Raw genomic sequence first — 10,129 nt, forward strand, 5'->3', positions numbered from 1 at the left:
TCGATTACCGGCGCCTCGCCATCGACCGCGAGATGCGTGCCGATATCGCGCAGGAAGGCTATGCCGTAGAGCGAGATTCGAATATTGACGGGGCTGGAGAATTGCTGGCGGATCGAGGCCGCCGAGAGCGCCGAGGCCGAGCGCGCATAGCCGGGATCCTTCTCCACCACGATGACGCGCCCGGTAAATCCCGGATGGCTGGCAAGATGATAAGCCAGCGACGACCCCATCGCCGCGCCGCCGGCGATCACGACGTCTGCTGATTCGGTCGCGCTCATGCTGCCCTCCCCGCATCCTACCCAGCTTCCCGTGTAACCAATCAGGAGGCGGCGAGAAAGCGGGGCGCAGGCGCGCAGGCGCGAATCCGGCCTGCGCGGAGATTCAGATCCCCGCCAAAGGCCTCGGATCGCGCCCGGTGCGGGTCAGCATCAGGGCGGCCCAGCCGTCGAGGTCGCGGCGGGCGGCGAGGGCGAAACCGTGTTCGCGATAGGCCGAGAGCACGCCGGGCACGTCATGCGCGAGCAGGCCCGAGAGCACCATCACGCCGTCATCCGCCGTGACGCGGGCGAGATCGGGCGCGAGCCGCCGCAGCGGGCGGGCGAGGATATTGGCGAAAACGAGATCGAAGTGACGGCTGCGCCGTGCCTTGACGTGATCGATGCCGGGCGCGACATAGAGATCCACCAGAGTGCCGATGCCGTTGAGCCGGGCATTCTCGCGCGCCACCGCCACCGCGACGGGATCGATATCACCGGCCACGACCGTGCGCCGCGTCGCCTTGGCCGCAGCGAAGGCGAGCACGCCGGTGCCGGTGCCGACATCGAGTACATGGCGCGGCCGGCGGCGCTTGAGGATATCGCCCAGAAGCAGCAGGCAGCCGCGCGTCGTGCCGTGATGGCCGGTACCGAAGGCGAGTGCGGCCTCGATCTCGATGCCGATCTGGTTCGGCTTCACCGCGTCGCGATCATGCGCGCCATGCACGACGAAGCGTCCCGCTGGCACCGGGGCGAGCCCCTCCAGCGAGGCCTTCACCCAATCCTTCTGATCGAGCGCGGTGAAGACGGCATCGCGGGCGCGCTCGCCGATGATCATGCTGATGAGGTCACGCATCGCCGCCTCGTCCGGCGGGCTGGCGAAATAGACTTCGAGCAGCCAAGGCCCATCATCATGGGTCTCGAAAGCGGCGACGGCGGTTTCCGTCGGGTCGAACATCTCACCCACGAGATCTGTGAGCGCGCGTGCGGCACGCTCATCGGTCTCGATGCGCATGACATGGGTGGGGCGGGCGGGGTGCAGGCCTTCGAGCATGGCGGGGGATTAGCACCGCGCGCGGGAGAAGAATAGCGGATTTTTCACCAGCGCAGCCAACGCTGCCCGACCAGCGCGCCGAGCCCGGCCATGGCAAGCGCCGCGAGGCTGTACCAGGTGGCCACAAAGAGCGGGCTGTCATCGGGGCAATACAACGCATAGAGCGCCGCGCCGCCACCGGCGGCGGCGAGTCCGATCACGGCACCGGCCAGGCCGGGGCGCGTCGGCGCGCCCTCGCGTGCCGCGCGCATCAGCGCGATGAAGGGTGCCAGCGCCAGTAGCGGAATCGAGACAATGCATTTCAGGGCATTGTCGCCGACCAGCGCCACTCCCCATCGCCCGGCGGGCAGCGCTACGAGTTCGAGGATGACGGCGAGGCCGAGCACGAGCGGTGCCGCGATGAGCGCGCTGCGGCGCGCGCGCCCCTCCGGACGCAGCAACGCCGATGTGGCCAATCCGGCGCCGGCGAGCAGCATCAGCGGCGTCACGACCTTCACCCACAGACGCGGGTCCTGCGCGGCGGCAGTGAAATCCGGGCGCAGCCCGTAGATCAGCGCAAACAGCACTGCCGCCACGCCCAGACCGATGGCACCGGCGCGCGCGAGCAGCCGCCGCAGCGGCGACACCGGCGTGCCGTCGCGCGCGAGCATGGCGATCAGGTGCTCCGTCTTCATTCCAGCATACTCCTGCGAAGGGCGGCGAGTTTCCTGAGGCCCCGATGCAACGCGACGCGCACGGCGCCCTCACTCATCCCGAGGCGGTTTCCGGTTTCAGCGATACCTGCCCCTTCCAGACCGATGGCGCGCACGATCTGCGCCGCGCGCGGATCGAGATGGGCGATGACGCGGGCGATGTCCCCGGCCTCGGTGGGATCGTCTTCCGGCGGCGCGGGCAACGTCTCTGCGAAATCGGCGATATCGATCGTGATCCGCCGTCCGCGCGCCCTGAAGGCATCGACGATCTTGTAGCGCGCGATGGCGAACAGCCAGGGCCGCACCGGCTCATCGGCACGCCAGGTATGGCGCTTGAGATGGATGGCAAGCAGCGTGTCCTGCAGGATGTCCTCGCAATCCGCCGCACCCATGCCCCCGGCACGCACCTGCACCAGCCGCCGCAGGCTCGGCGTGATCACCTCCAGAAAGCAGCGATAACGCGCTTCATTGCCGGCAAGGGCATCGCGCAACATATCGGCCCAGACCTCCTCTTCCGGATGAGCCATTCAATCCCCTGTTCGTTTGCCGGATGCGTTTCGTTACAAGCGGCGCGGATCACGCCTTGGCCGAGGAGAATAGCCGGATGCGGCGCGGGAGGGAACCGGGCTGGGGTGTCATGCAACATTTCGGTGCCGCCTGATGGCCATCGGATCAACCACGATCCACATCGCCATCAGGATCAGCGACATGCCTGCAAGCTGCCAGCCGCTCAGGAGCTCGCCCAGGATCGGCCAGGAGACGGCGGCGACGAAGACCGGCTGGATCATCAGGACGACCGAACTCGATGCGACCGGCAGATGGCGCAGCGCGACCGTCACGAGCCCCTGGCCGAGCACCTGCCCGAAAATCACCAGAGCCATGACCTGTAGCCAGACCATCGCCTCGCGTGGGACCACGAAATCCGGGAGCAGCAGGAGCGGCGAGAGAATGATTGCCGATCCGATCGTCACGGATGCCATGATCCCGGCGCTGCCGGCATTGCGACTTTTCAGGGCCCGCACGGCGATCAGATAAGCCGCGTAGAATCCGCCGGCAGCCAGTCCGACGGCATACCCCCATAGCGGCGCATCCGGGTCGAATGCGGCAATGCCGACGAGCAGGAACAATCCGGCCAGGGCCAGCGGGAGTGCGCGCCCGAAACGCGCATCCGGGCGATCGGTCAATCCCATCAATCCGAAAATCGCGACGAACAACGGCGCCGCATTGGTGAACAGGGTCGCAATCGATGTGTTGATCGCCTTGATGGCGATGTGCATGGCAAGCAGATCCGCAGCGAAGAAGACGGCTGCGAGCAGATAGAGATACAGCGGCGCGCGGGCCACCGGTGGCGCCTCATCCTCGTTCTGCCGCCTCTGCGGGCTGCTCCACAGGGCGAGCACGAGAAAGAAGGGCGCCGAGAGCAGAACCCGGAAAAACGCCGAGCTCTCCGGCGGCAGCGGCATGCCCTTCACCAGAATCGGCGCCGTGCCGAGCGAGATTCCCCCCGCGAGGAGGATCATCCAGGACCAGACATGTGCGGGTTCGGTAGACGGCACCGCATGTGACTGTGCCTTTTCGACATTCGGATTGCCCATCACATCATCCTCCGACCGCAGACAGGTCAGCCTTGGCTGCCAGATTGCCGACAAATCGCTCCCGGTTCACGATCGCACGCACGTGAGTCCCCTTGAGGATCACGTCCCGCCCATCGCTCGCCTCGACGGCAAAGACGAGTTTGCGCCCTTCGATCTGTGTGAGGCTGGCCGAGATCTGAACCGACCAGCCCTCCGGTGTCGGCGCGAGGTGCGCGGAATCGTGCGAGAGGCCAACCGTCATCTCACCCTCAGGCAGGGTATCGGCAATCGCCCGCATGGATGCCAGCTCCGACAACCAGAGCAGCACGGGCGTCGCGAGGACCGGCACGTCGTTGCGCCATGCCGTTGCAAGATCGCCGGCGCTGACCTTGTATGTGAGGCTTCCGGTCAAATTCGCTTTGAGTTCAGGCATAAGCTTTCTCCTGCATGAGGGTATTCGGGTCGCAGGCCGCGAGAACATCGGCGAACCTGCCGCAGATCACATCCAGAACCGTGGATGGCGTGTTGAGCGCCGGAGCGAGGATGATCGCGTCACCTGCTTGCCGATCGACAAAACCGGACGCGGGATAAACGATGAGACCGGCTGCGGAAGCGGCCTTCACGAGTTGGGAGGCCATGCCCGAATTTGCCGGCAACGGCGTCCGGGAACGATCGGGCATGGCCAGTTCGACACCCCACAGGAAGCCGCAGCCACGGATCTCGGCGACCATGCCGATACCCTTGCAGGCGTCCCGCAGGGCCTGACCGAAACGCGCGCCTTCACCTGAGGCACGCGCAACGAGATCCTCGCCCTCGATCACATCGAGTACGGCGTTCGCACAGGCGGCGGAAACCGGATGATTTGCATGGGTGTGCCCCAGCCGTAATCCTGTTTCCCGACGGTGCAGCACATCGAGCACGGTGTCACAGAGCAGCACGCACGAGATCGGCGCGTAGCCGCCGTTCAACCCCTTGCCCAACGCCACGATGTCGGCCTTCAGGTCAAAACGGTCCTGGGCGAGCCAGGCGCCTGTCCGGCCGAGGCCGGTCAGCACCTCGTCAGCGATCAGCAGCACATCATGTCGGTCACAGATGGCGCGCACTTGCGGCCAATAGCCCTCGGGGGGCACCATCGCCGCACCCGAGGCTCCGACGATCGGTTCCACGAGGAACGCGGCAATATTGTTTGCGCCGATGCGCAGGATTTCATCCTCGAGGGCCTGCGCGCAGGCAGTACCGTATTCCGCGAGATCCATGTGGCCGGGGCGGCGCAGGGGATAGGGCGTCGGGACGACTGGCCCTTTATCGCGGATCCCGGCATCGCGGCGGCGAGGGGCATGGCCCGATAGCGACAGCGTCAGCTCTGTCGAGCCATGGTAGCTGATCGATCGGCTCAGAATCCTGCGTTTCTCTGGTCGTCCTTGCAGAGCCCAGTGCTGGCGTGCGCTGCGGACAGCCGCTTCTATGGCCTCCGAGCCACTATTGGCAAACAAGGCGCCGGCATAGCCCAACCGGGCGCAGAGGCGCTGTGCAAGCTCCTCGATCGGGGCGCTTGTCAATTGTGTGCGGTAGACGAAGTCGGTGCGCTTCAACTGCGCGATCGTCTGCGTCAGGACATGAGGATGGCAATGTCCGACATTGCAGGATATGGCGCCGGAACAGGCGTCGATCCAAGCCTCTCCGCCCTCAGCGGTGATCATGCTGCCACGCGCATACGTTGCGACGGGCGCCGGTCTGGTGAAATCGCTGGTGACCAGGGTCATGTGATCAACTCCAGCGATGCACGGCGGCGCCGGCAGTAAAACCGGCTCCAGCGGCGGCGAAAAGAACCAGATCCCCGGATTTGATCCTGTCGGCTTCCATGGCCTGGGTCAGCGTGATCGGAATCGTCGCTCCGACGGTGTTGGCGTAGCGGTCCATGCACAACTCGAAGCGCGAGAAGGGTATCCCACAGCTGTTCGCGATATGCTCCAGCAGCGAACGCGAGGGCTGGTGGGGAATGACGATGTCGATATCGGAGGCCGCGATGTCGTTGCGCGCCAGAACGGCTTCAATGCAATCCGGGACGGCTCGTGACGCGGCACGAAAGACACCCTTTCCATCCATCTCGAAGGTCGCGCCACCGTCGCGCGCGATGCTGAACGCATCCCTGTCACGGCCATCAGAGAACAATTGCGCATCGAACAGACCTGTATTGCAGCACAAGCGCCTTCCGGAGACGTTTCGGATATCGGCGCGCTCCACGATCACCGCACCGGCGCCATCACCGAAGAAGACACAGTCGCGACGCTCCCAGCTGGTCGCGTCGGAGAAGGTGTCGGCACCCACGACAATGGCCCGTCTGGCCATGCCGGCCTCAATCATCGAGGCGGCGACTGTCATGGCAAAGAGAAAGCCGGAACACACGGCGGAAACGTCGAAGGCGACGGCTTGATCAAGCCCGGCTTTCGACTGCACGATACATGCCGTAGCTGGGGCCCGCATGTCCGGGCTTGCAGTCGCGAGGATGATCAGGTCGATACTCTGGGCAGAGACCCCGGCATTGCGCAAAGCGGCATGTACGGCTCGGGTCGCGAGATCAGATGTCGATTCTTCCGGACTCGCGACACGCCGTTGCGTGATCCCCAGTGACTCGACAACCCATTCCGGGCGAACAGTCGGATTGAGTTGTGCAGCAATGTCATGATTTGTGAGTGTTGTTTCAGGAAGATATGATCCCGCAGCGAGGATCCTCAGGCCAGTATTCATGGTCTTGCTCCATATTGATTGGATTTGAGCTGATCCGGTCATTCACAATTCGGAAATTTGCGGCTATGCTCGCCCCGATTGCATAAATGATACGTTGTGAGGCTCTGCGGATGGAAATGAGTTCGAACTATTTCAGCGATGAGAACCGCTCATGAGCCTCGTCAATGTCGATATCGACCTGCTGCGGACGCTGATCGTCGTAGTGGAGCGCCAGAGCTTCACCGCTGCCGGGGAGCAGCTGCTGCGGACCCAGTCCGCCATCAGTCTTCAGATGAAGCGGCTGGAGGAGACGCTCGGCAAGAAGGTGCTGGAACGTGGCAGCGGGCAGGGCATGGCGCTGACCCCCTATGGCAGGCTGGTGCACCAGTACGCGCGCGAGATCCTCGAACTCAACGATGCCATGATCCGCGAGATCGCCCATCAGAAGGAACCGAAGATCCTGCGTCTGGGCGTGCCCGACGATTATGCCGAGCTGATTCTGCCCGACATCGTTGCCCGCCTGTCGCGCATGGAGGATCACCTTGAGATCCAGATCGTCGCCGATCTTTCGACCACGCTCGATGCCATGGTCGATCAAGGCGAGCTCGATATGGCGATCATGACGCAGGACAAGGATCTCGACGGGCTCGGCCTGTGCGAGGAGCGCCTGACCTGGGTCGCGAGAGGTCGGGACGTGATCAGGCAGGGCGCCCCACTCAATCTGGCACTGTTTCCCGACGGATGCGGTGTGCGCAGCAATGCGCTCAGGGCCCTGAAGAAGAGCAAGCTGAAATGGCATATAGGCTTTTGCTCGAAGAGCTTCTCGATCCTGAAGGCGACGATGCTCACGCAGGGCGCCATCGGCGTCCTGCCGCGTCGCGCCGTTCCGCGCGATCTCGTTGCTCTGGGAATTGATGACGGATTGCCGACACTCGAGGATTCACGCCTGATCATGCGCTTCAACCAGAGCTCATCCTATGATCTGAACCGGTTTTTCTCGAAGATCGCACACAATGTCGGCACCGCGACGCTTACGCCCGTGGTCGCAGACAGCGCCTGATGAAACGCTGCGAGCAGCGCTGATGCCTGCATTGAAGCCGTTCGCGCATCAGTTTTGCAAATGTCTAGCCTGAGAAGTATCAATTTCCCAGGCGACCCGATGCCGAAATAAACTCCTGATTGTGTTTTTTGAAACCTGTCAGGAGCCTTACTGATGAAAACCGATTTCGACATGCATCCGGCTGATCTTTATCAGCAATTCGCCGAATTCGGGCGCGCGGTCGCCCGAAACGCAGCGCTGCATGATCGCGAACGCAGCTTTGATCGCGCAGCCTGGGACATGATTTCAAGAGCCGGCCTCTGGCGCATCCCGGTGCCGCTCGAAGAGGGCGGACTCGGCGGCAGCTGGGCGGATTGCGCGGCAGCGATGGAGGGCGTTGCCTCGACAGCCGGGGATCTCGGCTTTCTCATCACCATGCTGGGCCACGTGGGCTCATTGCGGGTATTGCTGGAAGAAGGAACTTTGCAGCAAAAGGCAAGATGGCTACCCCAGATCATGGAGGGTCAGGTCGGCATTACAGCGATGACGGAGGCCAGTGGGGGCTCTGATCTGGCGCGCATGTCGGTCTCTGCACGCGACGTCGACGGGCGCTTGTCGCTATGCGGCGAGAAGGTTCACATCACCAATGCCCCGATCGCGTCTTCGGGTCTGGTGGCGGGCCGGATGCCGGCTCTGGGTGAGAAGAAGGACATCACGCTGTTCTTTCTCGATCTGGACGCGCCGGGTATCACGATCGGGGAGCGGGAAGACAATCTCGGCATCCGCACCAGCCCGACCGCCAATCTGCTTTTCGAAGAAACGCCGATCGAAGACGACAACATTATCGGCCCGCCCGGTGACGGCCTGCGCATTCTCTACCGCATCATCGCCTTCGAGCGTGCGCTCTACGGCATCATGACCGCGGGGCTGATCGAGGACATGATCGAACGCACGATGTCACGCGTCGAGGCGCGCATGGCTTTCGGCAGGCCTCTGGCGGATTATCAGTATGTGCAGGGTCGCATCACCGACATGAAGATGGCGGCAGTCATCTGCCGGACGATGACCTATGCCAGCATGGCAAAGCTCGAAAACGGCGCGCAGGACATGTCCATCGCCTGTTCCGTGACCAAATTTCAAGCTGGAGAGAAGCTGCTCGAGGCGGCTGAGCATATGGTCCAGCTGCACGGGCATCTCGGCTACATGAACAATGATATCAGCCGCTACCTGCGGGATGCTGTGGGCATGCGCATCGCCGGCGGAACCAGTGATATCCAGAGGATCAATATCTTCAACCAGATACGGGCCAGGCGCCGCGATCTCACCACGCAGGAGCCGGGTTCCGCAGAGCTGCCAGGTGATGCAAAGCCCGCCGGGAGATTTTCCGAACACCCGGCGCAATCCACGGAGGCGCCGAAGCCCGGCATTGTCTACGCCTGAGCAGACATCTCCGGTCACGGCCCGGCGGGTGGAGTGCCGTCCGGCGGGCTTTTAGCGCTGCTCGCCGGGATCGCTGTTGACCCGCGCCTCAATTGAGATCCTGCAACAGCCGCCCGTGTTTGCGCATTTCGCTCACCAGCTCGCCGAACGTGCCAAAGCCGCGGGCACGGAGCATGGGGAGCATGCGCACGAGCGCCTGGGCGGTGGCCTCCGCATCGCCGAGCGCGGTGTGGCGGGCGGCTTCCGGGATGATGATGCCGAAGCGGGACGCGAGCGCGTCCAGCGAATGGCTCTCGCCCTGGCCGAAGAGAACGGCGGAGGCCAGCACCGTATCGAGGATCGGATTGTCGAAACGCTGGCAGATATCCGCCTCATGCCGGCGCAGAAAGGCCATGTCGAAGGGCGCGTTATGCGCCACCAGCACGGCGCCCGCCGCGAAGCGGTGGAAGCGCGCCCCGGCCTCGCCGATATGCGGCGCGCCGATCACCATCTGCGGCGTGATGCCGTGGACGGCGGTGGCGCCCGGCGGGATCGGGCGCTGCGGGTCGATCAGCGTCTCGAACACCTCGCCATCGACGATGCGGCCATTGACCACCCGCAGGGCGGCGAGCTGCACGATCCCGTCCCTCTTGGGATCGAGCGCGGTGGTCTCGGTATCGAAGACGACATAGGCCAGATCATTGAGCGCGCTCTGCGCGATCCCGGCGCTGCGGGCGCGGTCGAGCAGGGCGAAATCATAGACGGCACAGCGGCGCAGCGGCGCCGGCGGGGCCACGGCACGGCGCGCCCGGCGCAGGGCGATGCGCAGGCCCGACCCGTCATCCATGGGTGCAAGCGCGCTGCCATGACGGGCGAGCACCATGGCAGCGGTGAGTTCGGGCGCATCCGGATCAATCGCCTGCGCGCACCAATCCGCAAGCGCCTCTTCACAAAGCGACGTGCCCTGCCACCCGAGCGCCAGGGCCGCGCCGGGCCCGTCCTCCTCGATCGTGGTGAGCACGAAACCCGTCCGCGCACCGTCATCGGCGAGCCGGCGCAGGATATGGGTCAGCATGGCGAGGAAGCCGTAGCCATCGACGCGCAGGAACAGATCAGGCCCCGCCACCGAGAGCACAATCCCGTGGCCGGCGAGCCGGGCCTGCAAGGCGTCCGCGAGATCGGCTGAACGCAGTTCCGGCAGAGCGGGCACATTGGCCAGAAGAGGCGTCAGTTCGGCGAGGAGACCCGCCGCGTCCTCGGTGACCCGGGCCGCGTCACCATCACCGTCACGCAGGGCGCGCCGGGCCTCGTGAAGACGCGGCAGGACGGCGGCGATGCGCGCTTCGCGCTCGGCGGCAGCGGCATGGGTC

The 10,129-nt window shown here is 64.5% G+C and carries 11 protein-coding genes; 2 read left to right on the plus strand and 9 right to left on the minus strand.

The window, feature by feature from the left end; translation table 11 throughout:
• The 8 genes from VKP01_RS03560 to VKP01_RS03595 all read right to left on the minus strand — a co-directional run.
• Positions 1-278 (minus strand): FAD-dependent oxidoreductase (locus tag VKP01_RS03560; protein WP_324410339.1); only part of this gene is annotated, 278 nt, incomplete at its 3' end.
• Between the two features lie 103 nt (positions 279-381).
• Positions 382-1,308 carry a 50S ribosomal protein L11 methyltransferase gene (locus VKP01_RS03565; protein ID WP_324410341.1) on the minus strand — a complete coding sequence of 309 codons (927 nt, stop codon included), beginning with the start codon at positions 1,306-1,308 and terminating at the stop codon, positions 382-384.
• Positions 1,309-1,352: 44 nt separating this feature from the next.
• Positions 1,353-1,982 (minus strand): NrsF family protein, encoded by a 630-nt coding sequence (locus tag VKP01_RS03570; protein ID WP_324410343.1) that lies wholly within the window; start codon positions 1,980-1,982, stop codon positions 1,353-1,355.
• Entirely contained in the window at positions 1,979-2,527 is a 549-nt protein-coding gene (locus VKP01_RS03575; RefSeq protein ID WP_324410345.1) for a sigma-70 family RNA polymerase sigma factor, read from the minus strand. The genes VKP01_RS03570 and VKP01_RS03575 overlap by 4 nt, the downstream gene beginning before the upstream one ends.
• A gap of 108 nt (positions 2,528-2,635) precedes the next feature.
• Positions 2,636-3,595 (minus strand): DMT family transporter, encoded by a 960-nt coding sequence (locus VKP01_RS03580; RefSeq protein ID WP_324410347.1) that lies wholly within the window; start codon positions 3,593-3,595, stop codon positions 2,636-2,638.
• 4 nt (positions 3,596-3,599) lie between these two features.
• Entirely contained in the window at positions 3,600-4,007 is a 408-nt protein-coding gene (locus VKP01_RS03585; protein ID WP_324410349.1) for a thioesterase family protein, read from the minus strand.
• Positions 4,000-5,337 (minus strand): aspartate aminotransferase family protein, encoded by a 1,338-nt coding sequence (locus VKP01_RS03590; protein WP_324410352.1) that lies wholly within the window; start codon positions 5,335-5,337, stop codon positions 4,000-4,002. Before VKP01_RS03590 ends, VKP01_RS03585 begins: the two co-directional genes overlap by 8 nt.
• Before the next feature lie 4 nt (positions 5,338-5,341).
• On the minus strand, positions 5,342-6,364 hold the full coding sequence (locus VKP01_RS03595) for a beta-ketoacyl-ACP synthase 3 (RefSeq protein ID WP_324410353.1): 1,023 nt from the start codon (positions 6,362-6,364) through the stop codon (positions 5,342-5,344).
• 109 nt (positions 6,365-6,473) lie between these two features.
• On the opposite strand from VKP01_RS03595, the gene VKP01_RS03600 reads away from it, so the two are divergent.
• Positions 6,474-7,361 (plus strand): LysR substrate-binding domain-containing protein, encoded by an 888-nt coding sequence (locus VKP01_RS03600; RefSeq protein ID WP_324410355.1) that lies wholly within the window; start codon positions 6,474-6,476, stop codon positions 7,359-7,361.
• Between the two features lie 153 nt (positions 7,362-7,514).
• Entirely contained in the window at positions 7,515-8,780 is a 1,266-nt protein-coding gene (locus tag VKP01_RS03605; protein WP_324410357.1) for an acyl-CoA dehydrogenase family protein, read from the plus strand.
• 88 nt (positions 8,781-8,868) lie between these two features.
• Here the strand turns inward: VKP01_RS03605 and VKP01_RS03610 are convergent.
• Positions 8,869-10,129, minus strand: a 1,261-nt coding sequence (locus VKP01_RS03610) for a 3'-5' exonuclease (protein WP_324410359.1), incomplete at its 5' end; no start/stop codon positions are given.

Source organism: Saliniramus sp. (assembly GCF_035311605.1).
In the GTDB taxonomy this organism is placed as follows: domain Bacteria; phylum Pseudomonadota; class Alphaproteobacteria; order Rhizobiales; family Beijerinckiaceae; genus Saliniramus.

What these genes read in the sequence shown, in the direction of transcription:
- VKP01_RS03570 (WP_324410343.1), bottom strand. Translation starts at nt 1,982, where the DNA reads ATGAAGACGGAGCACCTGATCGCCATGCTCGCGCGCGACGGCACGCCG.
- VKP01_RS03565 (WP_324410341.1), bottom strand. Translation starts at nt 1,308, where the DNA reads ATGCTCGAAGGCCTGCACCCCGCCCGCCCCACCCATGTCATGCGCATC.
- VKP01_RS03595 (WP_324410353.1), bottom strand. Translation starts at nt 6,364, where the DNA reads ATGACCGGATCAGCTCAAATCCAATCAATATGGAGCAAGACCATGAAT.
- VKP01_RS03585 (WP_324410349.1), bottom strand. Translation starts at nt 4,007, where the DNA reads ATGCCTGAACTCAAAGCGAATTTGACCGGAAGCCTCACATACAAGGTC.
- VKP01_RS03605 (WP_324410357.1), top strand. Translation starts at nt 7,515, where the DNA reads ATGAAAACCGATTTCGACATGCATCCGGCTGATCTTTATCAGCAATTC.
- VKP01_RS03590 (WP_324410352.1), bottom strand. Translation starts at nt 5,337, where the DNA reads ATGACCCTGGTCACCAGCGATTTCACCAGACCGGCGCCCGTCGCAACG.
- VKP01_RS03600 (WP_324410355.1), top strand. Translation starts at nt 6,474, where the DNA reads ATGAGCCTCGTCAATGTCGATATCGACCTGCTGCGGACGCTGATCGTC.
- VKP01_RS03575 (WP_324410345.1), bottom strand. Translation starts at nt 2,527, where the DNA reads ATGGCTCATCCGGAAGAGGAGGTCTGGGCCGATATGTTGCGCGATGCC.
- VKP01_RS03580 (WP_324410347.1), bottom strand. Translation starts at nt 3,595, where the DNA reads ATGGGCAATCCGAATGTCGAAAAGGCACAGTCACATGCGGTGCCGTCT.